Below are 25,465 nucleotides of genomic sequence, written 5' to 3'. Positions count from 1 at the left end.
GGCGCAGTCGGCGGCCCCGGCCGGCAGCGCGCCCGGAGCGGCCGGCCGGGGCCGCACCGGGCTCCACCCGGCCCGGGAGCGCTACTGCCCCACGAGGCCCGGCCGCAGCACCTTGGTGAAGAGCACCGTGCCGCCCTCCTCGATCAGCCGCACCGTCAGTTCACCGCTGCCGCCGTCGATCTCCACCTCGCCGTAGTGCTGGCCGCCCTCCAGCGGCGACACATTGGCGCGGTCGGGCGCCTTCACGAAGACCCGCTCCGGACCGAAGGTGGCGTCCAGGCCGACCGCCGGGAAGCCGCCCGCGTTGAGGGGGCCCGACACGAACTCCCAGAACGGGGCGAAGTCCTGGAAGGCGGCCCGTGACGGCTCGTAGTGGTGCGCGGCGGTGTAGTGGACGTCGGCCGTCAGCCAGACCGTGCCGGTGATGCGGTGGTGCCGGATGTGCCGCAGCAGTTCCGCGATCTGCAGTTCGCGGCCCAGCGGCGCGCCCGGGTCGCCCTGCGCCACGGCCTCGTAGTCGGCCGCGCCGTCGGCCACGGCCAGTCCGAGCGGCATGTCCGAGGCGATCACCTTCCACACCGCCCGGGAGCGGGACAGTTCCCGCTTGAGCCAGGCGAGCTGCTCCGCGCCGAGGATGCCCTGCTCCTCCCGCGGCTGCCGGCCGGGGGAGTTGGCGTTCCGGTACGTGCGCATGTCGATGACGAAGACGTCGAGCAGCGGGCCGTGGCGCACCACCCGGTGCAGCCGTCCGTCACCGTCCGGGCGCAGGGTGCGGACCGGGAAGTACTCGGCGAACGCGCGCCGGGAGCGGGCCGCGAGGACGTCCACGCGCTTCTCGGTGTAGCGGTCGTCGGTGAGGATCTCGCCCGGGTACCAGTTGTTGACCACCTCGTGGTCGTCCCACTGGACGAGGCCCGGGACCCGGGCGTTGAAGCGGCGCAGGTTCTCCGCCAGCAGGTTGTAGCGGAACGCGCCGCGGTACTCGTCGAGGGTCTCGGCGACCTTCGACTTCTCCTCGGTGGTGACGTTCCGCCAGACCCGGCCGTCCGGGAGGGTGACCGCCGGCTGGATCGGACCGTCCGCGTAGACCGTGTCGCCGCTGTTCAGGAAGAAGTCCGGGTCCCGGCGGAGCATCTCGTCGAAGATGGGCAGGCCGCCGCGGTCGGGGTTGATCCCCCAGCCCTGCCCGGCGAGATCCCCCGACCACAGGAAGCGCACCCCCTGACGGCGGCGGGCCGGGGCCGTGCGGAAGCTGCCGTACACCGGCTCGCCGGTGCGCCGCGGATCGTCCGGGTCGGCGAGCAGCACCCGGTAGTGGATCTCCTCGCCGGCTGGCAGCCCCTGCAGCGGTGTGGTGCCCGTGAAGTCCGTGCCGGGCCCCAGCAGCGGGCCCCTCCGGCGCCGGACGTTCCGGAACGACTCGGTCGCCGAGGTCTCGACGATCATCCTGGCCGGCCGGTCCGAGCGGACCCACACCAGCCCGGAGGAGGCCGTCACATCACCGGTCTGCACCCCCCACCGCGCGGCCGGCCGCCCCGACCGCGCCTGGGCGGGCGCCGCCGCGAGCCCGGCCGCCCCGGGCAGGGCGAGCGCGGCCGACGCGGCCGCGCCCCCTCGCAGAACCGACCGCCGTCCGATGATGCTCCCGGGTTCCCGCGCCATCTGGTGCCTCCTGTCGTTCCGGTCCGCCCGCTGTCCGGGCGGACGGGCGGACGGGCGGACGGCGGTGTGCCGTGCCACGGGATTGCTATCGGCACCGGATGCCGCACGCCCGAACGGACAGTGAACAACCGGGTGGCGCCCGGCGGAAGGCCGCCGGACGGCGCGGCGGCCCAGCGGTGCTCCGTCAGACCGCGGGCAGCAGGCGCACCGCCCGTTCGATCTCCGCGGGCGGCAGATGCGCGTAACCGAGCACCAGCCGGACGGAGCCGTCCCCGGACGGTGCCGCCCCGAAGTCGGACAGCGGACGGAGCGCCACGCCGGCCGCTGCGGCCCCGGCCAGGAAACGCGGCTGCGGTCCGTACCGCGGCGGCAGCCGGACGATGACGTGCAGACCCGCCGCGATACCCGTGACGACGGCCCCGGGGAAGCGCTCCAGGAGGGCTGCCACCAGGGTGTCGCGACGCTCCCGGTACGCGCGCTGACAGCGCCGCAAGTGCCGGTCATAGGCCCCGCACCCGATGAAGTCGGCGAGTGCGGCCTGGTCGAGGGCGGGGTTGCCGAGGTCCAGGGTGCGCTTGCGGGCGGCGACCTCTCCGGCCAGCCGCTCAGGGACCACGAGCCAGCCCAGACGCAGCCCGGGCGCCAGCGACTTGCTCACCGAACCGGTGTACGCCACCCGGTCCGGGCCCAGCCCCTGGAGGGCGCCGACGGGCGCGCGATCGTAGCGGAAGTCGCCGTCGTAGTCGTCCTCGACGACCAGTCCGTCCACCGCCCGCGCCCAGTCCAGCAGTCCGGCCCGCCGCTCCGCCGTGTACGCGATCCCGGAAGGGAACTGGTGCGCGGGCGTGGTGACGACCACCCGGGCCCCCGAGGCGGCCAGTACCTCCAGGCGGGGCCCGTCCGCGTCGACCGGGACCGTGACGGTGTCCAGGCCCGCCGCCGTGAACAGCCCGTCGTGCTCCGGACTGCCCGGATCCTCCAGGGCCACCGCGGGCGGCCGGTCCCGGTCGCGCAGCACCAGGCCCAGGAGTGTCAGCGCCTGCGCCACCCCGGAGGTGACGACCAGGCACGCCGGGTCGGCGGACACCCCCCGGCGCCGGGCGAGCAACGAGGCCAGTTCACGGCGGAGTCCGGGCAGTCCGCGGGGATCGGGATAGCCGAGCCCCCGGTGCGGCAGCCGCGCCAGCACCCGGCGTTGCGCGGCCGACCAGCCGGCGCGCGGAAACAGCGACAGATCGGGCGTCCCGGGCCGGAAGTCCGCCACCGGCACCGGGTCCCCGGCACCGGAGGGCTCCGGACCCGCCGTGGCCGTCCCGGCTCCACCGGGGCCGCCGGCCGGGCCGCCCGCGTCCGCCGCGCCGTGGGCGCCGGGCACCGCCGACGCCCCGACCCAGGTGCCCGAACCCCGGCTGCCGCGCAGATAGCCCTCGGCCGTCAACTGCTCGTAGGCGTCGGTGACCAGACCGCGCGACACCCCGAGGTCCGCCGCCAGCGCGCGGCTGGACGGGAGCCGGGTGCCGGGGGCCAGCCGGCCGGTCCGCACCGCCTCGCGCAGTGCCGCCTGGAGAGTCCGGCCGCGCTGCCGGGGCGGGGCCGCCGCGGTCGGCAGCAGCAGTTCCCAGGCGGCGGTCCACAGCCCGTCCCGGCTCCGCCCGCGTCCGGCCGAGGGGCGTCCCGGCGGCGCGGAGTGTCCGGGAGAGGCGGAAGTGGTCCCCGAATCAGGCATCGGAGTGGACCTTAAACCAGTCCGGCCCGCTTCGTAGCGTCGCTGGTGCGGACCCGGCCGCCGCGCCCGCGGACCGACCCGGTGGTCCGCGCGACGACGGGTGCCGGACCCGCGTCCCTTCCCGACTCCGCCGTGAGGACCGATCCCTTGACCACCTCCCCCGTGCGCGGGGCCCTGCTCGCCGCCTTCGCATGCGTCCTCGTCGGCGCGTCGTTCACCGCGAACAGCCTGCTCACCGCATACCCGTACACCGGAGGCCAGGCCCTCCGCTACGGCGTGGCCTTCCTACTTCTGCTGCCGTTGTGCGGCTCGGGCACGACGGCGGTGCTGCGCCGTCTCACCGCACGCCAGTGGGGTCGGCTGGCCCTGCTCGCCGCCACCGGCATGGTCGGCTTCAACCTGGCCGTCCTGGCGGCCGAGCGGACCGCGGAGCCCGCGGTGCCCGGCGTGTTCGTCGGCTGCGCGCCGGTGGTCGTCGCCGTAGTGGTGCCGCTGCTGAGCCGGGGGCGGCCGGAGCGGGCCGTGGCGGCCGGAGCGCTGGTGGTGGCGGTGGGAGCCTTCACCGTGCAGGGCTGGGGGCGCACGGACGGGGCCGGGCTCGGCTGGTCGGCCGCCGCTCTGGCGGGCGAGGTCGGCTTCGCGGTGCTCGCGGTGCCGCTGGTGGGCCCGCTCGGGCCGCGGCTGCTGTCGGCGGTGGTGTGCGGGGTGGCCGCCGTGGAGGCCGGGGCGCTCGCCCTGGTGTTCGACGGCCGTGCGGCCCTGCGGATGCCGGACCCCGTCGAGACGGCCGCGCTGCTCTGGCAGGCCGTGGTGGTCACCGTCGTCGGCTTCGTCTGCTGGTACGCGGCGATGCGCCGCATCGGTGCCGGGCGCGCCACCCTCTTCTCCGGTCTGATCCCCGTCTCCGCGGCACTCACGGCACCCCTCGCCGGCACCGGTGGCTACGGGGCCGCGCAAGCCGCGGGGAGCCTGCTGGTCGGGTTCGGCGTGGCGCTCGGCGCCGGACTGCTGGGCGCCGGACTGCTGGGCTCCGTACGCCGCGGTCCGCCGGGGCCGGAGGCGCCTCCGCGGGCAGTCTGTGCGGACGGGGTCCACGGTCACGGCGGCGCCGGGCGCGCGGGGAGCGGGCCCGGTGCGGACGGGCGGGACAGCAGGCCGGCCGTGCGCCGCGGTGGCTCGGGGGCCGGTTCCGGCGCCCGGTGAGGAGCGGGAGGTCCTCTGCCGCGCCGGGCGGTCACGGTGGCGCCACGGCCGGTGCGGCGAGGACTCGGAATCCGCCGTACCGTCCGGTGCCGCATGCGTCGCCCGGCTCCCCGGACCGGAGCGCGAACAGGATTGCCGTGGCGCGCCGATCGCACGCACCGCGGGCCCTGCCGCGGCTCACGCCCGTGGCCCGGGTCCGACGGTCCCGTGGCGCCTGGACAACTCCCGTGGCCGTCCGCTGGGATGGGTCCGTGGCCACCGACACCGCGACCGATGTCTTCGAGAAGCACCGCCCGCTGCTGACCGGGGTCGCCTACCGGATGCTCGGCCGGGCCGCCGACGCCGAGGACGCCGTGCAGGAGACCTGGCTGCGCTGGTCCGCCGCCGACCGCGCGGAGGTCCGCGAGCCGCGCGCCTATCTCGTCCGGATCACCACCCGGCTCGCCCTGGACCGGCTCCGCCAGCTGCGCGCCCAGCGCGAGACCTACGTCGGACCGTGGCTGCCCGAGCCGGTGGGCCCCGAGTTCGCCGGGGCGGTGCCGGACGCGGGGGACCGGGTGGTGCTGGCCGAGTCCGTCTCGTTCGCCGTCCTCGTCGTGCTGGAGTCCCTGTCGCCGCTGGAGCGGGCGGTGTTCGTGCTGCGCGAGGCCTTCGGCTTCCCGTACGCGGAGATCGCCCGGGCGCTGGACCGGGAACCGGCGGCCGTGCGGCAGCTCGCCACCCGCGCCCGGCGCCACGTCGGTGAGCGCAAGCCCCGCTACCGGGCCGACCCGGACCAGCAGCGTGAACTCACCGAGCGGTTCCTCGCCGCGGCCGCCGGCGCGGACCTCGGGGCGCTGCTGGAGCTGCTCGCCCCGGACGCCCGGCTGGTCGGCGACAGCGGCGGACGGGCCAAGGCACCGCTCCGCGTCATGGAGAGCGCCGGGAAGATCGCCCGCTTCCTCGCCGCCGTGGCCGGGGAACTCGACGGCCCGGCCGTGGAGTTCGTGCGCCGCGAGTTCAACGGGGCGCCCGCGGTGCTGGTCCTGCTGGGCGGCAGGCCGGACACGGTCGTCTCCGTGGACGTCACCGCCGAGGGCCGGATCGCCTGCGTGTACCTGGTCCGCAACCCCGAGAAGCTCGCGGCCGTCACGGTGTAGCCGTCGCGGCGCGGCGGGCCCCGCCCGCACCCCGGCGCACGGTCCCGGCCGCTCCGGCCCCGCCGTCCGGCCGCGCGCCGCCCCTGCCGCCACGCCGGCGGTTGCGCCGCCGGATCAGAGACCGCCCGAGACGCGCAGCACCGCGCCCGTCGTGTACGACGCCTCGGGCGAGAGCAGCCAGGCGACGGCGCCCGCGACCTCCTCGGGTTCGCCGGGACGCCGCATCGGCACCCGGTCCGGGTCGCGCCAGGGGCGCTCGGGATCGCCCATCGCGGCGTGCATACCGGTGAGGATCATCCCTGGCTGTACCGAGTTGACGCGGATGCCCTCGGCCGCCACCTCCTTGGCCAGTCCGTTCGTCATCGCGTCCACGGCCGCCTTGGTCGCCGCGTAGTGGACGTACTCGCCGGGGCTGCCGGTGGTGGCCGCGCACGAGGAGATGTTGACGATCGCGCCGCCCGCGCCGCCGTGGCGCGTCGACATGCCGCGCACCGCCCTGCGCGCGCACAGCAGGGCGCCCATGACGTTGACGTCGAGGACCCGCCGCATCACCGCCGGGTCCGTCTCGGCGAACCGGCCCAGCGGCCCGGTGATCGCGGCGTTGTTGACGAGGCCGGTGACGGGGCCCAGCTCGGCGGCCACCGTGTCGAACAGCGCATCGACCTGGTCCTCCGCGCTGGTGTCCACCCGCACGGTCACACAGGCGACGCCCTCGGCGCGCACCGCCGCCGCCGTCTCCTCCGCCGTCTCCCGCGCCTTCTCGTAGCCGATGCCGATCGCGTGTCCGGCCCGCGCGAGACGGACGGCGACCGCCGCTCCGATGCCGCGGCCGCCTCCCGTGACGACGGTGACCTGCCCCATGCCCCACACCTCCGTATACCGGTCCTCCGGAAGCCTGCCACACCGGGCCCGGGCCCCCGTCAGCGCGGGCGTGCCGAGGGCCGGGCCGCCCGATTCCCGTGCGCCCGGGGCCGGTTGTCGGTGACGGGTAGTTCACTGGACCCATGAGCACAGTGGAACAGCTCGCGGCGATCGACCGGCTGCGCGCCCGTCCCCTCCCGGCGGCGCGCGGCGGGCCGTCCCGCGGCGCGGCGGGCGGACCGGGCTTCCACCTGGCCGATCTGCGGGTGAGCGAGGAGTTCTGGGAGGACGACGGTTCCCGGATGCGGGAGGCGGAGGAGCAGTTCGAGGCGGAGTGCGAGGCGCTGGTCGTCCTGCTCTCCCGGCGCTGGGGCGAGCCGCGGGTCCTGGACCTCACCGAACACCTCATACGCTCGGCCGAGGGCGAGGCGGTTCCCGAGCCGCTGGCGACACTCTGCGGCTGTGTCGGCGTGCTGTACGCCTGGCGGGCCGGGGGCCGCTGGCTCGCCGTCGGACTCGGCCGGCAGGGCCGCGAGTTACCACTCCGCCTGCTGGCGGTCGTGGCGCAGGAGGACCCGGAGGCTCCGGACCGCGAAGACCGTGAAGACCGGGGAAGCCCGCAGACCCGGGGATGACGCACGCGGCCGCCGCCGGAGCGCCGCCGCTCGCCGGCTTCGATGTCCTCTTTCGAGTGGATGTACGTCGAACGAGTGCCCTAGGCCGAATCGTTACCGGTGATCAAAGGGACATCGCGGGCTCAAAGGTGCTGATGCGGTGGCCGGTTGGCTTGACCTATACGAACAGATGGCTGGAAGCTGAGGCGTCGCCCCCCGCTTCCGGCGCTTTTCTCGAAAACCTGGTGATCCATGCGCAGCCTCACTTCGGCGTGTGCGGTGGCAGCGGCCGCAGCGGCTTCCCTGCTGCTGGCCCCCGTCGCGTACGCCACCCCGCCCGGTGACAACGGGACCGTCAAGATCCACGACGCCGAGACCGGCGAGGAGCTCGTCAAGAACGAGCCGCACGTCTGCGTCTTCTACCTGGACGCGTTCAAGTTCGACAGCGGCCAGCAGATCGAGTGGAAGATCCTCGAGATGCCGCCCACCGGCACCCTGGGCACGGAGGCCGAGTCCGGCACCCTGACCCTCGACGCCGAGGGGCACGGCCGCAGCGACGACCTGGAGCTGCCCGACGGCCACTACAAGCTCGTCTGGAACTTCGAGGGCGAGAACGGCAAGGCCAAGCACAAGGTCTTCTGGACGGACTGCGAGGACGAGGACGAGAACGAGGGCGGCAACGGCGGGTCGTCCGGCCAGCCCTCCGGCGAGCCGTCGGAGGAGCCCTCGGGCAAGCCGTCCACCGAGCCGGGCGGCGAGACCACCGGTGAGACGACCGGGGAGCCGTCGAACGAGCCCACGGCCGCCGACACGGCCGGCCAGAACCCGTCGGGCGGCGGCAAGGAGGACCTCGCCGAGACCGGCGCCTCCGCCGTCATCGGCACCTCCGCGGCGGCCCTGGTGCTGCTGGGCGCGGGCGGCGTCCTGCTGATGCGCCGCCGGGCGGCCCGCGGCGAGAGCTGACGGAACACCCGCCGGCAGTGCCGGACGCGCACCGGTGCCGGACCCCACCTCGTCGGGGTCCGGCACCGGTGCCGTCGTCTCCCGGGTCCCCGGACCCGCGCGGCGGGCACGCCGTCACGGCCGCGCCCCGGCCGCCGTCAGGGGGTTCGGGCCCCGCTCACCGGCCCGGCGGGCCGGACCGCTCGTCCTGCTGGTCCAGGTCGTTCCGCTCGTCCCGCTCGGCGGCCTCGCGCAGGCGGGCGAACTCCTCCGCCATCGTCGCCGTCGTCCAGTGCGCGTTGAGGCCGCTCGGATTGGGCAGGGCCCAGATCCGCGTCCGGCCGATCATCCGGGCCTGCGGGCCGATCACCGCGGCCTTGTCCCGGAAGGCCACCCGGTAGGCCATGATCCCCAGCACCGCGAGCCGGCGCGGTTGGTACCGCAGCACCTTCTCCGCGAGCAGGCGCCCGCCCTCGCGCATCTCCTCGTCGCTCAGCTCGTCCGCCCGGGCCGAGGCGCGCGCGGCGACATTGGTGATGCCGAGCCCGTAAGCGGGCAACTCCCGCTCCTCGTCGGGCCGGAGCAGCCGCGGGGTGAAGCCGGAGGCGTGCAGCACCGGCCAGAAACGGTTGCCCGGCCGGGCGAAGTGGTGGCCGGTCGCCGCCGACATCAGACCGGGGTTGATACCGCAGAACAGCACCCGCAGGCCGTGCGCGATCACATCGTCGACGGTGCGGTCGCGGGCCGCCTCCAGTTCCTCCTGGCTCGGGCGGGACGGCGGACGGCGTGCCGGATGCCGCCGCCCCGCCCGGGACCCCCCGCCCGTCAGAGGATCGCTCCCGGGGTGTACGCGGCGGCCTCCGGGCGCGCGGCCGTGATCTCCTCGATCCGGGCCACGACCGAGGCCACCTGGTCCGCCGCCGCCCCCGTGAAGGAGAGGCGGTCCGCCATCAGCGCGTCGAGCTGCGGGCGGTCCAGCGGGATGCGCTCGTCGCCCGCGAGCCGGTCGAGCAGTTCGTTGCGCTCGGCGCCCTTCTCGCGCATCGCCAGCGCCGAGGCGACCGCGTGCTCCTTGATGACCTCGTGCGCGGCCTCCCGGCCCACCCCGGCCCGCACGGCGCCCATCAGCACCTTGGTGGTGGCGAGGAACGGCAGATAGCGGTCCAGCTCGCGGGAGACGACCGCGGGGAAGGCGCCGAACTCGTCGAGCACCGTCAGGAACGTCTCCAGCAGGCCGTCGAGGGCGAAGAACGCGTCCGGGAGGGCCACGCGGCGCACCACGGAGCAGGACACGTCGCCCTCGTTCCACTGGTCGCCGGCGAGCTCGCCGGTCATCGAGGCGTAGCCGCGCAGGATCACCATGAGGCCGTTGACCCGCTCGCAGGAACGGGTGTTCATCTTGTGCGGCATGGCGGAGGAGCCGACCTGGCCGGGCTTGAAGCCCTCCGTGACCAGCTCGTGCCCGGCCATCAGCCGGACCGTCTTGGCCAGTGAGGACGGCGCGGCCGCCAGCTGCACCAGCGCCGTCACGACGTCGTAGTCCAGCGAGCGGGGGTAGACCTGGCCGACGGAGGTGAAGGCCCGGCCGAAGCCGAGGTGGCCGGCGACCCGCCGCTCCAGCTCGGAGAGTTTCGCGGGGTCGCCGCCGAGGAGGTCGAGCATGTCCTGCGCGGTGCCGACCGGGCCCTTGACGCCGCGCAGCGGATAGCGGCCGAGGAGGTCCTCCAGCCGGCCGTACGCCACCAGCAGTTCGTCGGCGGCCGTCGCGAACCGCTTGCCCAGGGTGGTCGCCTGCGCGGCGACGTTGTGCGAGCGGCCGGCGATCACCAGTTCCGCGTGCTCGGCGGCGAGGCGCCCCAGCCGGGCCAGCACGGCGACCGCGCGGTCCCGCACCAGCTCCAGGGAGAGACGGATCTGCAGCTGCTCCACGTTCTCGGTGAGGTCACGGGAGGTCATGCCCTTGTGGACGTGCTCATGGCCGGCGAGGGCGTTGAACTCCTCGATCCGGGCCTTCACATCGTGCCGGGTGACCTTCTCGCGTTCCGCGATCGACGCCAGGTCCACCCGGTCGAGCACCCGCTCGTAGTCGGCGAGGGCCTGTTCCGGCACCTCGATGCCGAGATCCTTCTGCGCGCGGAGGACGGCCAGCCACAGCCGGCGCTCCAGCGTCACCTTGTACTCGGGGGACCACAGGGCGGCGAGCTCCGCGGAGGCGTAGCGGCCGGCCAGAACGTTCGGGATGCGGGGCTTGGAGGTCACGTGACGGCATTCTACGGGCCGGTCCGGCGGGGCCTCCGCCCGCCTCCGCACCCCGTCCGCCGGCCTCCTCCGCCGGCCGTGCCCGTCCCCGGGCGGCGGCCGCCCGGGGGACCGCCCCGCCGGGAGCGCGCTCAGAGTTCGTACGGGTACGGCAGGAGGTCGCCGCGCTTGGGCATCAGCCCGTCGCCGGAGGAGCGTCCGGTCAGCCGGCGGCCGATCCACGGCAGCAGATGCTCGCGGGCGAACCGCAGATCGCTGCTCCGCCGCCGGGACCAGCTCACGGGCCGCACCGGCGGCAGCGGTTCGGTCCAGTCCCGGCGCGGCTCCAGGCCGATCGTCTGCCAGACCGCCTCCGAGACCCGCCGGTGGCCCTCGGTGGTGAGGTGGAGCCGGTCGACGGCCCACAGCCGCGGGTCGCCCAGCGCCCCCGGGCCGTAGAGGTCCACGACGAGGGCGCCGTGCGCGTCGGCCAGTTCGTCGATGAAGCCGAAGAGCTGCTCCATGCGCGGCCGGAAGCGCTCCATCACCGGGCCGTTCCGCCCGGGGCTGCGCATCAGCACCAGCCGGCCGCAGTTGGGGGCGAGCTTGGTGACGGCCTCCTCCAGCCGGGCGCGGACCATGCCCATGTCGCACTTGGGGCGGAGGGCGTCGTTGAGCCCGCCGACGAGGGTCACGAGGTCCGCGTTCATCGCCGCCGCGGTGTCCACCTGCTCGTCCACGATCTGGCCGATGAGCTTTCCGCGCACCGCCAGGTTGGCGTAGCGGAAACCGGGCGTCCGGGCGGCCAGGTCCGCCGCGAGGAGATCGGCCCAGCCCCGGTAGCTGCCGTCCGGCAGGCGGTCGGACATGCCCTCGGTGAAGGAGTCGCCCAGGGCGACAAAACTGGTGTAGGAGGCATTCATCTGCATGACGCCGGAAATCCTACGCCCGCCGGGGGCCGCGGAGGATGCCGGGCGGGATGAGTCACCGGTCACAGCGGGCCGCGCGATTCGGGTCTATTGTCGCCCGACCGGTACCGGTATGGGTGCTGTTCCCCGGCGCTGCCGGTGCCCTGGGCCGTCCCCGTCGCCGGCCCGTTTCCGCAACCGTCCCGCCGGCCCGCGCCACCCCGTGGCGGCCGCCCCGGCGGGGCCGATCGGCAAGGAGTGTGCGCAGATGACCGCTGCCGCTGTCGTGGCCGCCCGTACCGGCGGACCGTCCGACGACGACCACCCGCTGCTGGAGCAGATCGCCGGCTGGGTGCTGACGATCGTGCTGGCGATGCTCATCGCGCGGTTCGGTCCGCTCTGACCCGGGAGGCTGCGGTCCGCCCGATGATGACCGGCGGAGCGTCAGGAACAGATCGGTCATGAACGCTTTACTTCCCGGTAAACGCATTTTATTGTTTTACGCGGAAGTAACCCGCAGCTTTTCCCTGCCCGGAGTCCCGGGCGGAACAGCCGCGTGGCAGCCTCGCAGCGTCGCGAACCTTCCCGTGCCGCACACGGCGCGCTCGATCCGCTGAGCCCTTGTCGTCCGGACAGCCGGGCCGTAGTGGAGATCCCATGTACCACCCGCACCCCGGTGGACCCGCCGAGGCCACACTGGCCCAGCCGGCCCCCGTGCCCGTGTGCCGCCCGGCCTCCGAGCCGGCGGCACCGGAGCCCGACACCGGCCGGGCCGGCCCCTGGCCGCTGCCGCGGTCGGGCGAGGCGTGCGCGCTCGCCCGCAGGGCCGTGCGCCACACCCTGTCCCGGTGGGGGCTCGGTGATCTCGCGGACACCGCGGAACTCCTGGTCAGCGAGCTTGTCGCCAACGCGCTGCGCCATGCGCACGGACCCGTCCACCTGACCCTCGTCCGCGGCAGGTCGGTCTGCTGCCAGGTCGGCGACGGAAGCCGGGAGCTGCCCCGGGTGCGCCGCGCCACCACGGACGACGAGGACGGGCGCGGGATGTCGATGGTCGACCTCATGGCCTGCGACTGGGGCGCGGACCGCACCCCCTGGGGCAAGGAGGTCTGGTTCTCCCTCCCCGCTCCCGCTCCGGCCCTCCCCGCTCCGGCCCTTCCGGCCCCCGCCGTCCCGGCCCCGGCGCCGCCCGCCGACGAGCGGGACTGAGCCCGCGCGCCGGCTCCCGGCGCATACGCGTGCCGCGGACGCCCGTCCCGGGCCGGGCACCGCGCCCGGGCACCCGGCACCCCGAGGGCCCGGGCGCCGGCGTTCCCGCCGGGCACCCGGGCCCTCGGTGTTCCGCGATCAGGCGGTGCTCCGCGATCAGGCGGGCGTGCGCCCGACCAGCTCCCGCAGCACGTCCTCCATGGTGACCAGACCGGCCAGCCTGCCGTCCGCTCCGATCACCGCGGCCAGATGGGTACTGGAACCGCGCATCGCTCCCAGCGCGTCGTCGAGCGGCGTCTCCGCCCGGACCCGGGCGATCGGCCGCATCGCCGCGACCGGGAACGGCAGATCCCGCGGCCGGGCGTCCAGTGCGTCCTTCACATGCAGATAGCCCAGGATCCGGCGGCCCGAGTCCACGACCGGGAAGCGGGAGAACCCCGACTCCCACGCCAGCTTCTCCAGGCCCTCCGGTGTGATGCCGAGCGGGGCGGCGACCACATTGGCCACCGGCTTGACGACCTCCTGTACGGGCCGCCGGCCGAGTTCCAGAGCGTCCCGCAGACGCTCCGTCGACCGCTTGTCCAGCAGCCCCGCCTCACGGGAGTCGGCCACCATCCGGGCCAGCTCGTCGTCCGAGAACGTGGCCGCGACCTCGTTCTTCGGCTCGACGCGCAGCAGCTTCAGCAGCGTGTTGGCCAAGGCGTTGACGGAGAAGATCACCGGGCGGAGCGCCCGGGACAGGGCCACCATCGGCGGGCCCAGGGCGAGCGCGGTCCGCACGGGCGCCGCGAGCGCGATGTTCTTCGGGAGCATCTCGCCGAAGAGCATGTGCAGATACGTCGCCGCCGCGAGCGCGATGACGAAGGAGATGGGGTGCACCAGGCCGTGCGGCACGCCCACCGCGTCGAACAGCGGCTCCAGGAGATGGGCGATCGCCGGCTCGGCGACCACACCCAGCACCAGGGTGCACAGCGTGATGCCCAGCTGCGCGGCGGCCATCAGCGCCGAGACGTGCTGCAGTCCCCACAGCACGCTCCTGGCGCGCCGGTTGCCCTCCTCGGCGAGCGGTTCCACCTGGCTGCGCCGGACCGAGATCATCGCGAACTCGGCACCGACGAAGAAGGCGTTCGCGACCAGGGTCAGCAGACCCACGAAAAGCTGGACCGCGGTCATCGGGAGGCCTCCTCGGGGTGCTGTTCACCGTGTTCGGGCAGCGGCGCGTGCAGCAGCACGCGGGCCGCCCGGCGGCCCGACGCGTCCACCACGTCGACGCGCCAGCCGGCCACCTCCACCCGGTCGCCCTCGGCCGGTATCCGGCCGAGCTCCGTGGCGACCAGCCCGGCCAGGGTCTCGTACGGCCCCTCGGGGGCGCGCAGGCCGATCGTCTCCAGCTGGTCGGTACGGGCCGCGCCGTCCGCCGCGTAGAGCTCCCGGCCCTCCGCGTCCGTGCCGGCCGGCGCCAGGTCGGGAGCCTCCAGCGGGTCGTGCTCGTCCCGGACCTCGCCGACGACCTCCTCGACGATGTCCTCCAGGGTGACGACCCCGGCGGTGCCGCCGTACTCGTCGATGACGACGGCCATGCTGCGCTTGCCGGAGAGCCGGTCGAGCAGCCGGTCCACGGTCAGCGACTCCGGCACGAGCAGTGGCTCGCGCAGCAGTTCGGTCACCGGATGACGCGGGCGGCGCTCGGCGGGGACCGCCAGGACGTCCTTGATGTGGGCGATGCCGACGACCGTGTCCAGGCTGCCCCGGTAGACGGGGAAGCGGGAGAGGCCGGTGGCGCGGGTCGCGTTGGCGACGTCCTCCGCGCTGGCCTGCACATCGAGCGCCATGACCTGCACCCGCGGGGTCATGACGTTCTCGGCGCTCAGCTCCGAGAGGTTCAGCGTCCGCACGAACAGCTCGGCCGTGTCCGGCTCCAGGGCCCCCTCCTTGGCGGAGTGCCGGGCCAGGGCCACCAGCTCCTGCGGACCGCGCGCGGACGCCAGCTCCTCGGCGGGCTCCAGGCCCATCCGGCGGACCAGGCGGTTGGCGGAGTTGTTGAGATGGCTGATGAGCGGGCGGAAGGCCGCGCTGAAGGCGCGCTGCGGTGTGGCGACGGCCTTCGCCACCGGCAGCGGGCTGGAGATCGCCCAGTTCTTGGGGACCAGCTCACCGACCACCATCAGCACCACGGTCGACAGGGCCGTACCGGTGACGAGGGCGACGGAGCCCACGGCCCCGTCGGGGACCCCGGCGGCGGTGAGCGGTCCGCGCAGCAGCGCCGCGATGGAGGGCTCGGCGAGCATACCGATGACCAGATTGGTGACGGTGATGCCCAGCTGGGCGCCGGAGAGCTGGAAGGTCAGATTGCGGACGGCCTTGAGGGCGCTCTCCGCGCCGCGCTCACCGTTCTCGACCGCCTGTTCGAGGCTGCCGCGCTCCAGGGTGGTCAGCGAGAACTCCGCCGCCACGAAGGCGCCGCAGGCCAGTGAGAGGAGGAGGGCCAGGGCGAGAAGCAGGAATTCGATCATCGGGTTCACCTCCTCCCATGGTGGGCCGGGGAACGGAGGATCGCGCGATGGTCGCTACTGGGAGGCTCGCCCATGGGCGGACGCTCACACCTTTCGTCATACGGGACGGTGGGCCGCGGGGCCCGGGGGAACCACCATAGTAAAGGCTCAGCAAAACGGTGGGCGGAGCGGCGGCTCGTGGGCTTCCCGCCGGAGGGCCCGGCGCGGCGGCGGAGCCCCGCTTCGCGGGAGGGCGGTCACGGGCGGGCCAGCGGCTTCACCCAGCGCCGCCAGTGATCCTGCCGCTGGTAGCCGGCGGCGGCCCACGCCTGGTGGGCGCCTTCGTTCGCCTCCAGCACCATGGCGTCGGCACGCCGGCCGCCGAGCGCCTCGAACCGCCGCTCGGCAGCCCGCAGAAGGGCGGTCGCCACGCCCTGCCGGCGATACGCGGGGAGGACGGCGAGGCGGTACAGGCTGCACCGCCACCCGTCGTACCCGGCTATGACGGACCCCACGAGAACCCCTGCCGACTCGGCGAGCAGCAGGGCGCCGGGATCGCGTGCGATGAGCCCGGTCACGCCTGCCTCGTCGTCGCTGACGCTCGTCCCCTCGGCAGCCGCCTCCCAGAAGTCCAGCACGTCGGCGGCGTCGGACGGACGGGCGTTGCGGATCTCCAGATCGGTCATGCCCGGCAGCGAAGCATGCCGGTCGCTGGTCCGGCCACGTGATTCCGAGCACCGGACACGGCTGTCCGTGCCGTACGACGGCTCAGTCGCCCGAGTCCGCGCCCTCCTCGGCGGGCGGCGGGGGGCCGGGGGAGAACAGGCGCATGCGCTGCAGCACGCGCTCGGCGGTCGGCTCCGCCATCTCGTCCACGATGCGGCCGTCGGCCAGGAAGAGCACCCGGTCGGCATAGGCGGCGGCGTTGGGGTCGTGGGTGACCATGACCACCGTCTGCCCGAGCTCGTCCACGGCCTCGCGCAGGAAGCGCAGCACCTCCCGCCCGCTCCGGGAGTCCAGGTTGCCGGTCGGCTCGTCCGCGAAGATCAGCTCGGGGCGGGAGGCCAGGGCCCGCGCGCAGGCCACCCGCTGCTGCTGGCCGCCGGAGAGCTGGGACGGGCGGTGTGAGAGCCGGTCCCGCAGATGGAGAGTGTCGATCACCCGGTCGAGCCAGGCGCGGTCCGGCTTGCGGCCCGCGATGTCCATCGGGAGCGTGATGTTCTCGGCCGCCGTCAGCGTCGGCAGCAGGTTGAACGACTGGAACATGAAGCCGATCCGGTCGCGCCGCAGCCGGGTGAGATCCTTCTCCTTGAGCCCGGTGATCTCCGTGCCGCCCAGCCAGACCCGGCCGGCCGAGACCGAGTCCAGCCCGGCCAGGCAGTGCATCAGCGTGGACTTCCCGGAACCGGAGGGGCCCATCACCGCAGTGAACCGGCCCCGTTCGATCGTGACGTCCACGGCGTCGACCGCGATGACCGCCGTCTCGCCGGAGCCGAAGGCCTTGGTGAGCGATTCGGCCCGGGCGGCCGGGGGCCGTCCGTCCGTGGAGTCGTGGGTGGTCTCCTGTACAAGCGTGGGCATGGCCGTCTCCCGGCTCGGTGTGGCGTCCCCCGGAGATCCCGAGGGTAGGGGCCCGCTGGACGGGCCGGTACCCCTTGTTGATGATAGCGCGCAAGTGCTAGCTTGGTGGGGTGGCCAAGACCCAGCTGAACGTCCGTGTGGACGAGACGACCGCCGAGACCGCGCGGCAGCGCGCCCTCCAGCGGGGCGTGAGCGTGAACCGCTACATCGAGGAGCTCGTCCGGCAGGACGCCGGGGAGGCCGGCCGGACCTTCGTCGAGGCGGCCGCCGACTTCATGAAGCAGTACGAATCGGTCTTCGCGGAGGAGTTCGGCGAGGAGCGCACCCGCCGTTGACCTTCCGTATCGATCTCTCCTGGCTGCTCATGGTGGCCGAGCAGAACACCCCCGGCGATCCGGCCGTGACCGACTGGGGCGCCCTGGTCGCCGCCGTCAGCCGGCACGAGGCGGAGATATTCGGCGTCCCGGTCTACACCGATCCGCAGAGCCGCGCGGCCGCCCTGCTGCAACTGCTGCTCCATGTGCCGGCGCTGGAGCGGTCCAACGCCATGTTCGCCTCGGCCGTCGCCTACGCCTATCTCGTCGCGAGCGGGCTGAAGGTCAGCACCTCGCCGGAGCAGGTCCGCGATCTCGCCCGCCTCGTCAAGGACGGGACCGCCGGCGTGGAGGCCATCGCGGAGGAACTGCGGAGCTGGAGCCTGGCGTAGCGGGCGGCCGGGCGGCGGCTCACCGCGGCGGCCGGTGCCGTGCGGTGAACTCCGCGGCGTCCCAGGTGCCCCCCAGCGCGGGGGCGAGCCAGCGGCCGGCGCGGGCACGGAACTCCGCGGGCGGGAGGGCGCCGGCCCCGTGCGGGAGCGCGCCCAGCAGCGGGGCCCCGGCCGCCGCGGGCAGATCGGCCAGATTGCAGCGCTCCGCCAAACCCGGCTCGGCGGGCCAGCTCCCCAGGAGAACACCTGTGCAGTCCAGCCCCCGGGCGCGCAGGGCCTCCGCCGTCAGCGCGGTGGCGTTGAGGGTGCCCAGCCCGGCGGCGGCGACCACCAGCACCGGCGCGTCCAGCAGCCGGGCCGCGTCCGCCAAGGTCGCGCCGTCACCGTCGTAGCGGACCAGCAGTCCGCCCGCGCCCTCGACCAGGACCAGATCGTGGCCGGCGGCCAGTTTCTCCGCCGCCTCGGCGATCTCCGCAGGCCGTACCGGGGGCCGCCCCGCCCGCCGGGCGGCCGTCGCCGGGGCCAGCGGTTCGGGGTAGCGGGCCAGCTCGGCCGTGGTGACGGGGCCGGCGAGGCGGGCGGTCTCCGCCGCGTCCCCCGGCTCACCGGGCGCCACGCCGGTCTGGGCCGGCTTGAGCACGGCGACGGTGCGGCCCGCCGCCAGCGCGGCGGCGGCCAGCGCGGCGGTCGCCACCGTCTTGCCGATCTCGGTACCGGTGCCGCTGACGACGGTGACGGCCATGTTCCCTCGCTCCGTTCCTGCCGCGCCGCCGTGCCGCCGCGCTGCCGTACGAGGAGCGCGCGTGCCCGCGCGCCCCGTGTGTTCCGCGCCCCCGGCCGCCTCGGCGCGGCCGGGCCGTGCGCCGGGTCAGCCCGCCGCTGCCGCCGCGTACGCCGCCGCGCAGATCCGGGCCACGTCGTCCTCACCGGTGACATACGGCGGCATCGTGTAGACGAGGTCGCGGAACGGCCGCAGCCACACGCCCTCGCGCACCGCGGCGCGCGTCGCCGCCGCCATGTCGATGTCGTGGTCGAGCTGGACGACACCGATGGCGCCCAGCACCCGGACCTCCCGCACGCCCGGCAGCCGCGCCGCCGGGGCCAGCCCCTCCCGCAGCCCGCGCTCGATCCCGCGCACCTCGCCGCGCCAGTCCCGGGCCAGCAGCAGGTCGACGGAGGCTCCCGCGACCGCCGTGGCCAGCGGATTGCCCATGAAGGTCGGGCCGTGCGCCAGCACCGGCACCTCACCCCGCGAGATGCCCTCGGCCACCTCCGCGGTGCACAGCGTCGCCGCCAGCGTCATCATCCCGCCGGTCAGCGCCTTGCCGAGACACAGCACATCGGGCGCGACGCCCGCGTGGTCCGCGGCGAACAGCTCACCGGTCCGGCCGAAGCCGGTCGCGATCTCGTCCAGGACCAGCAGCACGCCGTGTTCGTCGCACGCCTCGCGCAGCACCCGCAGATAGCCGGGGGAGTGGAACCGCATCCCGCCCGCGCCCTGCACCACCGGTTCGACGACGACGGCCGCCAGCTCCTCGGCGTGCTCCGCGATCAGCCCCCGCAGGTGCTGCGCGTACGCCGGGTCCACGCCGGCGCCGAAGCCGGGCGGCGGCGCGTCGGCGAAGACCTGCCGGGGCAGCACCCCGGACCACAGGTGGTGCATGCCGCCGTCCGGGTCGCACACGGACATCGGCTGCCAGGTGTCGCCGTGGTAGCCGCCGCGCCAGGTCAGCAGCCGCTGCTTGCGGGGCTTCCCCAGCGAACGCCAGTACTGCAGGCACATCTTGACGGCCACTTCCACCGCCACCGAGCCCGAGTCGGCCAGGAAGACGTGGCGCAGCGGCTCCGGGGTGATCTCCACGAGCCGTGCGGCGAGCCGGACGGCCGGCTCATGGGTGAGCCCGCCGAACATCACATGGCTCATCCGGTCCAGCTGCGCGTGCGCGGCTCCGGTCAGCGCGGGGTGGCCGTAGCCGTGCACGGCCGACCACCACGACGACATCCCGTCGACCAGCTCCTCCCGGCCCTCCGCCGGTTCCGCCAGCCGCAGCCGCACCCCGGAGGCGGACTCGACGACCAGCGGGTCCGTACGGCCGGGCATCGGGCCGTACGGGTGCCAGACGTGCCGCCGGTCCAGCTCCAGCAGTTCGGCGGTGGACAGCGGCGCCGCCGCGGCAGGCCCGCCCGGGGCGGCCGGGCCCGCCGGCGGGTGCGGGAGCGGCTCAGGCATTGGGCGGCAGATCGGTGCCCGCGCCGCGGCGGCGCACCGCCACCAGGCCGGTACGGGGAGCGCCCGCCGGCGCGTCGGCGGGTGCGGTGGCCGGAGCGGCGTCCGCACGCTCCGGGGCGGGCGCCCCGGCGGCCGGGGCCGCGCCCTCCTCGGCCGTCTCCCCGCGGGGCGCGCAGCCGCCGTCGTGTCCGCCGCAGCCCGCCCCGGCCGCGCCCGCCCGGTGCTCCGGCAGGGTCACGGTGTCCGAGCCCTCCACCTCGAAGCCCGCGTCGGCGATCATGTCGAGGTCCGCCTGTCCCGCCTGCCCCTCACTGGTCAGGTAGTCGCCCAGGAAGACGGAGTTGGCGAGGTGGAGCGCCAGCGGCTGCAGGGACCGCAGATGCACCTCGCGGCCGCCCGCGAGCCGTACTTCCACATCCGGGCAGACGAAGCGGACCATGGCCAGGATGCGCAGCGCCCGCTGCGGCGTGAGGTTCCACTCCTCGGCCAGCGGTGTGCCCTCGAAGGGGATCAGGAAATTGACCGGCACGGAGTCCGGGTCCAGCTCGCGCAGCGCGAACACCACGTCGACCAGGTCCTCGTCGGACTCGCCCATGCCCGCGATCAGGCCGGAGCAGGCCGACAGCCCCGCGCCCTGCGCCTGCCGCACGGTGGAGACGCGGTCGGAGAAGTCGTGCGTGGTGCAGATGTCCTGGTACGTCGCCTCGGACGTGTTGAGGTTGTGGTTGTACGCGTCCGCGCCCGCGGCCCGCAGCCGCTCGGCCTGACCGTCGGAGAGCAGCCCGAGGCAGGCGCAGACCTCCACGCCCTCGTTCCGCTCCTTGATGGCCGCGATGGTGTCCGACACCCGGTCCACGTCCCGGTCGGTCGGACCGCGTCCGCTCGCCACCAGGCAGACGCGCTTGGCGCCGCCGGCCACACCGGCGCCGGCCGCCGCGGCGGCCTCCTCCGGCTTCAGCCAGGTGTACTTGAGGATCTCCGCCTTCGACCCCAGCCGCTGCGAACAGTACGAGCAGTCCTCCGGGCAGAGTCCCGACTTGAGGTTGACCAGATAGTTGAGCTTCACCCGCCGCCCGAACCACTGGCGGCGCACCCGCCCCGCGGCCGCCACCACGTCGAGCAGGTCGTCGTCGGACGTCGCCAGCACGGCGAGCGCCTCGTCCCGGGTGGGCGGCTCGCGGCGCAGCCCCTTGTCCACCAGCGTTGTCAGCAGCTCCATGGCCGAGATCTTTGCCTACCGGAGGGTCCCGGGCCAAGGAGAGATCCCACAACACCGCAGGATCGGGGTGTGTGTATCGCCACACCCTGTCCCGTCCGGAGCCGGGCTAGGTTTTGGGCAGACCCAACAGACACGAGGGATGGCCGATGCCCCAGGACCAGGACGACCGGGACCCGTTCGGATGGATCGACGAGGAGGCGGCCGCCCGGCGGCGGGCCGGTCTCGTCCGCGCGCTGCGCCCCCGTCCGGCCGCGTCTGCGCTGCTCGATCTGGCGTCCAACGACTACCTCGGACTGGCCCGCCACCCCGCGGTGACCGCCGCGGCCGCGGACGCGGCCCGGCTGTGGGGGGCCGGCGCGACCGGCTCCCGGCTGGTGACCGGCAGCACCGGGCTCCACGCCGAACTGGAGGCGGAACTGGCGGACTTCTGCGGTTTCGAGGCCGCGCTGGTGCTGTCCTCCGGCTACGCCGCCAATCTCGCAGCCGTCACCGCGCTGACCGCGCGCGGCACCCTGATCGTCTCCGACGCGGCCAACCACGCCTCGCTGATCGACGGCTGCCGGCTCTCCCGGGCGGTCACCGCCGTCGTCCCGCACGCCGATCCCGGCGCCGCGGCCAAGGTGCTCGACGGGCACGAGGGCCGGGCCGTCGTCCTCACCGACGCGGTCTTCTCCGTCGACGGCGACGCCGCGCCGCTGGACCGGCTCGCCGCGGTCTGCCGCGACCGCGGGGCGGCCCTGATCGTCGACGACGCCCACGGGCTGGGCGTGCTGGGGGAGGGCGGGCGCGGAGCCCCGTACGCCGCCGGGCTCGCGGGATCACCGGACACGGTCGTGACCGTCACCCTGTCCAAGTCGCTCGGGAGCCAGGGCGGTGCCGTGCTGGGACCGGCCCGGGTGATCGAGCATCTCGTCAACACCGCACGGGCGTTCATCTTCGACACCGGGCTGGCCCCGGCCGCCGCCGGCGGCGCGCTGGCCGCCCTCCGGCTGCTGCGCCGGGAACCGGAGCGGGCGGCCCGGGCCCGTGCCGTCGCCGCCTCCCTGCACGAGCGGCTGACGGCGGCCGGTCTGGCGTCCGTCCGCCCGGACGCGGCCGTGGTCTCCGTACGGGCGCCGTCCCCGGAGGCGGCGCTGCGCTGGGCGGCGGACTGCCGGGCCGGCGGGCTGGCCGTGGGCTGCTTCCGCCCGCCGTCCGTGCCCGACGGCGTCTCGCGGCTGCGGCTCACCGCCCGCGCCGACCTGACGGATGATCAGATCGACCGGGCGGTGGCCGTCATCGTCGCGGCGGCGCCCGCCGGCTGACCCGGCCGCCCCCTTCCGCCGGCCGGTCCGCGTTCCGGCGCGGCGACGGCGGCGGGCGGGGCGGCGAGGGCGGCAGGCGGGGCGGCTCGGTGGCGCTCAGCGCACCCGGCCGTAACGGACGCTCTTCGTCCAGATCTTCTCCAGCTTGACGACGGAGCCGGTCTTGGGGGAGTGCCAGACCTTGCCGCTGCCGGCGTAGACGCCGACGTGGTAGACGCTGCCGCCGGAGTGGAAGAACACCAGATCGCCCTTGGCCCGCTTCGGGGCGGAGACGCGGCCGGTCTTGTTGTACTGGGCCTGGGCCGTGCGCGGCAGCTTCTTGCCTGCCTTCTTGTACGCGTACAGCGTCAGGCCGGAGCAGTCGAAGCGGTGCGGGCCCGCGGCGCCGTACTGGTAGGGGTCGCCCTTCTGTGCCGCGGCGACCGAGAGCGCCTTCGACCGGGCGGTGGCGGCCTGGGCCTCGGACGCGGCGCCCGGTGCGAGGACGGTGCCGGTGACCGCGGCCAGGGTGAGCGCCGATACGGCGCCCGCGCGGGAGATGCGCGCGGTGGTGCCGGCGGGCTTCCGGCCGGTGCCGCCGATGCCCGTGGTGCCGGTGAAGCCGGTGGTGCTGTCGTGCGTCTGGACGTGAACGTGCGCGGACATGCGCAACCCTTCGTCAGCCGCCTGTGAAGGATGACCTGTCGGGTTCGGGCAGAACGAAGATGCCCGGCCGCGATCGCGGCTTCACCCCAAGGGCCGGCCGGAGGGTTCCGGCCGGGCCCGGCTTGCCCGGGTCCTCCACTCCTGCCGGTCAGGGGAATCGACCTGTCGCCCGGGACGGTGGCAGGACTCGGCGTCCGCCCGGGCCGCCCCGCCTCGGCGGCGGGGGCTTGTCGTCTCGGCGATGGTTACGCACTCCAGGTCGAATTTCGTCACCGATCCGAGCTTATGTGAAAGTTCTCACTCTTGCCCCAACCAGGTGGAATGGCCGTGTTGTTGACGGCCGAACGCGGTCCCCGGCCCCGCCCCGACCAGGCGTGATGCCCGGAACGGCCGAGGGTTCACCGACGCCTGGCGCACGCCGCACGCCGCACGCCGCACGCCGCACGGCCCGTCATGTCCCGCGGAGAGCAGCCCGGTCGGGGGAGGACGGTCGGTGACGCGTGTCGCGGCACTCCGTGGCGTTCCGTCAGCCAGTGTTCTCCGGCGGGAGGGTGACGCGCCGGGTCCGGCGTTCCCCGTCGAGGACGCGCAGGGCCCGGCCCAGGGTGGCCGCGTGCAGTTCCGTCTCGCCGCGTGCGTGCATCACGGAGAGCGCGTCGCGCAGCCGGACGGCCCGGTCGACCAGCGCCTGCGCGGCCCGCAGGCTGCCGTAGGTGTCGGTGCCCCGGGCCGGGTTGATCCGTCCCAGCAGGTCGGCCGCCTCCAGGTAGCGGTCGATCAGCTCGCCCTCGGCGCGCGTGAGGGCGGGCAGCGGCGGCAGTTCGGGCAGGGACACGGCTCACCCCCGGTCCACGGGGGCGGCGGACCCCTTGCGGTTCGCGACGATCCGGTCGGCGAGTCCGTAGGCGACGGCCTCGCCGGCGGTGAGGATCCTGTCCCGCTCGATGTCCGAGGCGACGCGCTCCGCGGGCTGCCCGGTGTGCCGCACCAGCATCTCCTCCAGCATGGCGCGGGCGCGGGCCACCTCGCGGGCCCTGATCTCCAGGTCGTCCACCTGCCCCCGCACGGGCTCGGCCAGGGAGGGCTGGCGGAGCACGGCCCGGGAGCCCGGGAGCATCAGCCGCCGGCCGGGCTCCCCCGCGGCGAGCAGCACGGCCGCCTCCTCGGCCGCCTGTCCGAGGCAGATCGTCTCGATGGGGCAGCCGACGAAGAGCATCGTGTCGTAGATCGCGGTCATCGCGGTGAGGGAGCCGCCGGGGGAGTTGATGTACAGGGAGATGCCGCGGCCGGGCGCGGCGTGCTCCAGATGCATCAGCTGGGCGATGACGTCGTTGGCCGAGGTCTCGTCGACCTCGGTGCCGAGGAGGACGATGCGCTCCTCCAGAAGCCGGGAGTACGGGTCCAGCGTGCGGATCCCGCGGCTGGTGCGCTCGGTGAACTGCGGCAGCACGGAGCGGGCGGTCGGAGACTCCACGGCTGCTCCCCCTTCTTCCGTTGTGTGATCGCCGTTCCGGCGAAAATGTACGTCCTGTACGTCTCGTACGATGGGGAGCATGGCTTATGAGATTCCGGTGACGCAAGCCCGCGCGGAGCTGGCCGAGTTGATCAACCGTGTCGTCTACGGCGGTGAACGGGTGGTCGTGACGCGTCACGGCAAGCCGCTCGTGGCTCTGGTGTCGGCCGCTGACCTGCAGCTTCTGGAGCAGCAAGAGGCCGCTGCGGAGGAGCCGGTGATCAGCACGGTGTCGGCCCTCCGCCCCGGCCTCACGTCCGCTGCGGGCGAACGGAGCCGGTTCGGCATCGCGGCGGAGCACCGCGGCGCGGAGCCGGGCAATCCGCCGGGCGGGCACGGTCATTGACGGGTGCCGCCGGCGCCGGCCGAGGGCATGGGGACGCCGGGGGAGGGGAGGACCGGGTACGCGGACCGCTGTCCACGGGTGTCCGGACCGGCACGGGCCGGCGCCCCGCAGCGCCGCGCACCCGGCGGGCGGGGAGTCTCCGCACCGCCGGGTTTTCCGGTGCGGTCAGTCGCGGGAGCCGGACCGGTCCTTCTGCTGCGCCTTGGCCTCGTTCGCGTAGAGGTCGACATACTCCTGGCCGGAGAGCTTCATGATCTCGTACATGATCTCGTCGGTCACGGCGCGCAGCACCGCCCGTTCGCCCTCCATGCCCGCGAAGCGGGAGAAGTCCATCGGCTCGCCGAAGCGGATCGTCACCCGGCCGGGCCGCGGCAGCCGGCGCCCCGGCGGCTGGATCTCGAACGTTCCCTGCATGGCGCACGGCACCACCGGAACCCCCGCCCGGATCGCCATGACGGCCACCCCGACGCGGCCCTTGTAGAGCCGGCCGTCGTGCGAACGCGTCCCTTCCGGGTAGATCCCGAGCAGCTCGCCGCTTCCCAGCACCTTGAGCCCTTCGGTGATCGCGGCCTGCCCGGCCTGCCGGCCCGACCGGTCCACCGGGATCTGGCCGATGCTGCGGAAGAAGGCGGCCGTCAGCCGGCCCTTGATCCCGGGACCCGTGAAGTACTCCGCCTTGGCGAGGAAGGTGATACGGCGGCGGAGGATGGCCGGCATCAGGAAGTGGTCCGAGAAGGACAGGTGGTTGCCGGCGACGATCGCGGCCCCGTCCTCGGGCACATGCTCCAGGCCCTGGATCCGGGGGCGGAAGGTCAGCCGCAGCAACGGCCCGAGAAGCACGTACTTGAGCACGTAATAGAACACAGGTCGGCTCCCGACTGCACCGTATCGGCCCTGGGCTGCGTCCCGTGAGGTCCAGGGTGGAAG

The 25,465-nt window shown here is 74.6% G+C and carries 27 protein-coding genes and 1 riboswitch; of the genes, 10 read left to right on the top strand and 17 right to left on the bottom strand.

Annotation, left to right across the window (positions count from 1 at the left end):
* Positions 1–81: 81 nt before the first annotated feature.
* Both LIX60_RS00890 and LIX60_RS00885 read right to left on the bottom strand, forming a co-directional pair.
* Positions 82–1,662 carry an alkaline phosphatase gene (locus LIX60_RS00890; RefSeq protein ID WP_227956739.1) on the bottom strand — a complete coding sequence of 527 codons (1,581 nt, stop codon included), beginning with the start codon at positions 1,660–1,662 and terminating at the stop codon, positions 82–84.
* A 184-nt stretch (positions 1,663–1,846) separates the two neighbouring features.
* Positions 1,847–3,388 carry a PLP-dependent aminotransferase family protein gene (locus LIX60_RS00885; protein WP_227956738.1) on the bottom strand — a complete coding sequence of 514 codons (1,542 nt, stop codon included), beginning with the start codon at positions 3,386–3,388 and terminating at the stop codon, positions 1,847–1,849.
* A gap of 147 nt (positions 3,389–3,535) precedes the next feature.
* On the opposite strand from LIX60_RS00885, the gene LIX60_RS00880 reads away from it, so the two are divergent.
* Positions 3,536–4,591: a DMT family transporter gene (locus LIX60_RS00880; protein ID WP_227956737.1), complete on the top strand. Its 1,056-nt coding sequence runs from the start codon at positions 3,536–3,538 to the stop codon at positions 4,589–4,591.
* Between the two features lie 251 nt (positions 4,592–4,842).
* Complete coding sequence (gene sigJ, locus LIX60_RS00875) at positions 4,843–5,730, top strand: RNA polymerase sigma factor SigJ (RefSeq protein WP_227956736.1); 888 nt, start codon at positions 4,843–4,845, stop codon at positions 5,728–5,730.
* 114 nt (positions 5,731–5,844) lie between these two features.
* Here sigJ and LIX60_RS00870 read toward each other — a convergent pair whose 3' ends face one another.
* Positions 5,845–6,591, bottom strand: a complete 747-nt coding sequence (locus LIX60_RS00870; protein WP_227956735.1) for an SDR family oxidoreductase — start codon at positions 6,589–6,591, stop codon at positions 5,845–5,847.
* A gap of 143 nt (positions 6,592–6,734) precedes the next feature.
* Here LIX60_RS00870 and LIX60_RS00865 point away from each other — a divergent pair, with 143 nt between their 5' ends.
* Both LIX60_RS00865 and LIX60_RS00860 read left to right on the top strand, forming a co-directional pair.
* On the top strand, positions 6,735–7,226 hold the full coding sequence (locus tag LIX60_RS00865; RefSeq protein ID WP_227956734.1) for a hypothetical protein: 492 nt from the start codon (positions 6,735–6,737) through the stop codon (positions 7,224–7,226).
* A 231-nt stretch (positions 7,227–7,457) separates the two neighbouring features.
* Positions 7,458–8,168 (top strand): LPXTG cell wall anchor domain-containing protein, encoded by a 711-nt coding sequence (locus LIX60_RS00860; RefSeq protein WP_227956733.1) that lies wholly within the window; start codon positions 7,458–7,460, stop codon positions 8,166–8,168.
* 157 nt (positions 8,169–8,325) lie between these two features.
* Here the strand turns inward: LIX60_RS00860 and mug are convergent, their stop codons facing one another.
* From mug to LIX60_RS00845, 3 genes are all read right to left on the bottom strand, one after another.
* Entirely contained in the window at positions 8,326–8,868 is a 543-nt protein-coding gene (gene mug, locus LIX60_RS00855) for a G/U mismatch-specific DNA glycosylase (RefSeq protein WP_227956732.1), read from the bottom strand.
* A 104-nt stretch (positions 8,869–8,972) separates the two neighbouring features.
* Complete coding sequence (purB, locus tag LIX60_RS00850) at positions 8,973–10,406, bottom strand: adenylosuccinate lyase (RefSeq protein ID WP_227956731.1); 1,434 nt, start codon at positions 10,404–10,406, stop codon at positions 8,973–8,975.
* A gap of 131 nt (positions 10,407–10,537) precedes the next feature.
* Complete coding sequence (locus LIX60_RS00845; RefSeq protein WP_227956730.1) at positions 10,538–11,314, bottom strand: SGNH/GDSL hydrolase family protein; 777 nt, start codon at positions 11,312–11,314, stop codon at positions 10,538–10,540.
* A gap of 247 nt (positions 11,315–11,561) precedes the next feature.
* On the opposite strand from LIX60_RS00845, the gene LIX60_RS00840 reads away from it, so the two are divergent.
* Together LIX60_RS00840 and LIX60_RS00835 are read left to right on the top strand one after the other, a co-directional pair.
* A complete protein-coding gene (locus tag LIX60_RS00840; protein ID WP_019708318.1) occupies positions 11,562–11,696 on the top strand; it encodes an SCO1431 family membrane protein in 135 nt (44 codons plus the stop codon).
* Between the two features lie 254 nt (positions 11,697–11,950).
* A complete protein-coding gene (locus LIX60_RS00835; protein ID WP_227956729.1) occupies positions 11,951–12,502 on the top strand; it encodes an anti-sigma regulatory factor in 552 nt (183 codons plus the stop codon).
* 156 nt (positions 12,503–12,658) lie between these two features.
* On the opposite strand, the gene LIX60_RS00830 is transcribed toward LIX60_RS00835, so the two are convergent.
* The 4 genes from LIX60_RS00830 to LIX60_RS00815 form a co-directional block, all read right to left on the bottom strand.
* Complete coding sequence (locus tag LIX60_RS00830) at positions 12,659–13,675, bottom strand: hemolysin family protein (RefSeq protein ID WP_125623372.1); 1,017 nt, start codon at positions 13,673–13,675, stop codon at positions 12,659–12,661.
* Positions 13,672–15,015, bottom strand: coding sequence for a hemolysin family protein (locus LIX60_RS00825; protein ID WP_227956728.1), 1,344 nt, complete (start codon positions 15,013–15,015; stop codon positions 13,672–13,674). Before LIX60_RS00825 ends, LIX60_RS00830 begins: the two co-directional genes overlap by 4 nt.
* Positions 15,016–15,251: 236 nt before the next feature.
* A complete protein-coding gene (locus LIX60_RS00820; RefSeq protein WP_227956727.1) occupies positions 15,252–15,680 on the bottom strand; it encodes a GNAT family N-acetyltransferase in 429 nt (142 codons plus the stop codon).
* 82 nt (positions 15,681–15,762) lie between these two features.
* Positions 15,763–16,575 (bottom strand): ABC transporter ATP-binding protein, encoded by an 813-nt coding sequence (locus LIX60_RS00815; RefSeq protein ID WP_227956726.1) that lies wholly within the window; start codon positions 16,573–16,575, stop codon positions 15,763–15,765.
* Positions 16,576–16,685: 110 nt separating this feature from the next.
* Between LIX60_RS00815 and LIX60_RS00810 the strand changes: the two genes are divergently transcribed.
* Both LIX60_RS00810 and LIX60_RS00805 read left to right on the top strand, forming a co-directional pair.
* Positions 16,686–16,910: a hypothetical protein gene (locus tag LIX60_RS00810; protein ID WP_019708323.1), complete on the top strand. Its 225-nt coding sequence runs from the start codon at positions 16,686–16,688 to the stop codon at positions 16,908–16,910.
* The gene (locus tag LIX60_RS00805; protein ID WP_227956725.1) at positions 16,907–17,281 is read left to right on the top strand and encodes a fic family toxin-antitoxin system, toxin component; all 375 of its coding nucleotides are present in this window, start codon (positions 16,907–16,909) and stop codon (positions 17,279–17,281) included. Before LIX60_RS00810 ends, LIX60_RS00805 begins: the two co-directional genes overlap by 4 nt.
* Positions 17,282–17,300: 19 nt before the next feature.
* Here the strand turns inward: LIX60_RS00805 and bioD are convergent, their stop codons facing one another.
* The 3 genes from bioD to bioB form a co-directional block, all read right to left on the bottom strand.
* Positions 17,301–18,023: a dethiobiotin synthase gene (bioD, locus tag LIX60_RS00800; RefSeq protein WP_227956724.1), complete on the bottom strand. Its 723-nt coding sequence runs from the start codon at positions 18,021–18,023 to the stop codon at positions 17,301–17,303.
* A 126-nt stretch (positions 18,024–18,149) separates the two neighbouring features.
* Complete coding sequence (locus LIX60_RS00795; RefSeq protein WP_227956723.1) at positions 18,150–19,511, bottom strand: adenosylmethionine--8-amino-7-oxononanoate transaminase; 1,362 nt, start codon at positions 19,509–19,511, stop codon at positions 18,150–18,152.
* Entirely contained in the window at positions 19,504–20,730 is a 1,227-nt protein-coding gene (bioB, locus tag LIX60_RS00790; RefSeq protein WP_227956722.1) for a biotin synthase BioB, read from the bottom strand. Before bioB ends, LIX60_RS00795 begins: the two co-directional genes overlap by 8 nt.
* Before the next feature lie 146 nt (positions 20,731–20,876).
* On the opposite strand from bioB, the gene LIX60_RS00785 reads away from it, so the two are divergent.
* A complete protein-coding gene (locus LIX60_RS00785) occupies positions 20,877–22,034 on the top strand; it encodes an 8-amino-7-oxononanoate synthase (protein ID WP_227956721.1) in 1,158 nt (385 codons plus the stop codon).
* 96 nt (positions 22,035–22,130) lie between these two features.
* Here the strand turns inward: LIX60_RS00785 and LIX60_RS00780 are convergent, their stop codons facing one another.
* The 3 genes from LIX60_RS00780 to LIX60_RS00770 all read right to left on the bottom strand — a co-directional run bounded on the left by LIX60_RS00780 (position 22,131) and on the right by LIX60_RS00770 (position 24,153).
* Positions 22,131–22,679 (bottom strand): C40 family peptidase, encoded by a 549-nt coding sequence (locus tag LIX60_RS00780; protein ID WP_227956720.1) that lies wholly within the window; start codon positions 22,677–22,679, stop codon positions 22,131–22,133.
* Positions 22,680–22,682: 3 nt separating this feature from the next.
* Positions 22,683–22,852: riboswitch (cyclic di-AMP (ydaO/yuaA leader) on the bottom strand.
* A 353-nt stretch (positions 22,853–23,205) separates the two neighbouring features.
* Positions 23,206–23,514, bottom strand: coding sequence for a hypothetical protein (locus LIX60_RS00775; protein ID WP_227956719.1), 309 nt, complete (start codon positions 23,512–23,514; stop codon positions 23,206–23,208).
* 3 nt (positions 23,515–23,517) lie between these two features.
* The gene (locus LIX60_RS00770) at positions 23,518–24,153 is read right to left on the bottom strand and encodes an ATP-dependent Clp protease proteolytic subunit (protein ID WP_227956718.1); all 636 of its coding nucleotides are present in this window, start codon (positions 24,151–24,153) and stop codon (positions 23,518–23,520) included.
* Positions 24,154–24,232: 79 nt separating this feature from the next.
* Between LIX60_RS00770 and LIX60_RS00765 the strand changes: the two genes are divergently transcribed.
* Positions 24,233–24,538 carry a type II toxin-antitoxin system Phd/YefM family antitoxin gene (locus tag LIX60_RS00765; protein ID WP_227956717.1) on the top strand — a complete coding sequence of 102 codons (306 nt, stop codon included), beginning with the start codon at positions 24,233–24,235 and terminating at the stop codon, positions 24,536–24,538.
* A gap of 165 nt (positions 24,539–24,703) precedes the next feature.
* Here LIX60_RS00765 and LIX60_RS00760 read toward each other — a convergent pair whose 3' ends face one another.
* On the bottom strand, positions 24,704–25,402 hold the full coding sequence (locus tag LIX60_RS00760; RefSeq protein WP_227956716.1) for a 1-acyl-sn-glycerol-3-phosphate acyltransferase: 699 nt from the start codon (positions 25,400–25,402) through the stop codon (positions 24,704–24,706).
* Positions 25,403–25,465 lie beyond the last annotated feature (63 nt).

Origin of the sequence: Streptomyces sp. S07_1.15 (genome assembly GCF_020739505.1) — a bacterium.
Lineage (GTDB): Bacteria > Actinomycetota > Actinomycetes > Streptomycetales > Streptomycetaceae > Streptomyces > Streptomyces xinghaiensis.
Note: the sequence above shows the minus strand (reverse complement) of the source record. Positions and strands in the feature narration are given on the sequence as shown.

Coding starts and splice junctions, on each gene's coding strand:
- LIX60_RS00890 (WP_227956739.1), bottom strand. CDS start 1,662: ATGGCGCGGGAACCCGGGAGCATCATCGGACGGCGGTCGGTTCTGCGA.
- LIX60_RS00885 (WP_227956738.1), bottom strand. CDS start 3,388: ATGCCTGATTCGGGGACCACTTCCGCCTCTCCCGGACACTCCGCGCCG.
- LIX60_RS00870 (WP_227956735.1), bottom strand. CDS start 6,591: ATGGGGCAGGTCACCGTCGTCACGGGAGGCGGCCGCGGCATCGGAGCG.
- LIX60_RS00865 (WP_227956734.1), top strand. CDS start 6,735: ATGAGCACAGTGGAACAGCTCGCGGCGATCGACCGGCTGCGCGCCCGT.
- LIX60_RS00860 (WP_227956733.1), top strand. CDS start 7,458: ATGCGCAGCCTCACTTCGGCGTGTGCGGTGGCAGCGGCCGCAGCGGCT.
- LIX60_RS00845 (WP_227956730.1), bottom strand. CDS start 11,314: ATGCAGATGAATGCCTCCTACACCAGTTTTGTCGCCCTGGGCGACTCC.
- LIX60_RS00840 (WP_019708318.1), top strand. CDS start 11,562: ATGACCGCTGCCGCTGTCGTGGCCGCCCGTACCGGCGGACCGTCCGAC.
- LIX60_RS00835 (WP_227956729.1), top strand. CDS start 11,951: ATGTACCACCCGCACCCCGGTGGACCCGCCGAGGCCACACTGGCCCAG.
- LIX60_RS00830 (WP_125623372.1), bottom strand. CDS start 13,675: ATGACCGCGGTCCAGCTTTTCGTGGGTCTGCTGACCCTGGTCGCGAAC.
- LIX60_RS00825 (WP_227956728.1), bottom strand. CDS start 15,015: ATGATCGAATTCCTGCTTCTCGCCCTGGCCCTCCTCCTCTCACTGGCC.
- LIX60_RS00820 (WP_227956727.1), bottom strand. CDS start 15,680: ATGACCGATCTGGAGATCCGCAACGCCCGTCCGTCCGACGCCGCCGAC.
- LIX60_RS00815 (WP_227956726.1), bottom strand. CDS start 16,575: ATGCCCACGCTTGTACAGGAGACCACCCACGACTCCACGGACGGACGG.
- bioD (WP_227956724.1), bottom strand. CDS start 18,023: ATGGCCGTCACCGTCGTCAGCGGCACCGGTACCGAGATCGGCAAGACG.
- LIX60_RS00795 (WP_227956723.1), bottom strand. CDS start 19,511: ATGCCTGAGCCGCTCCCGCACCCGCCGGCGGGCCCGGCCGCCCCGGGC.
- bioB (WP_227956722.1), bottom strand. CDS start 20,730: ATGGAGCTGCTGACAACGCTGGTGGACAAGGGGCTGCGCCGCGAGCCG.
- LIX60_RS00785 (WP_227956721.1), top strand. CDS start 20,877: ATGCCCCAGGACCAGGACGACCGGGACCCGTTCGGATGGATCGACGAG.
- LIX60_RS00780 (WP_227956720.1), bottom strand. CDS start 22,679: ATGTCCGCGCACGTTCACGTCCAGACGCACGACAGCACCACCGGCTTC.
- LIX60_RS00765 (WP_227956717.1), top strand. CDS start 24,233: ATGGCTTATGAGATTCCGGTGACGCAAGCCCGCGCGGAGCTGGCCGAG.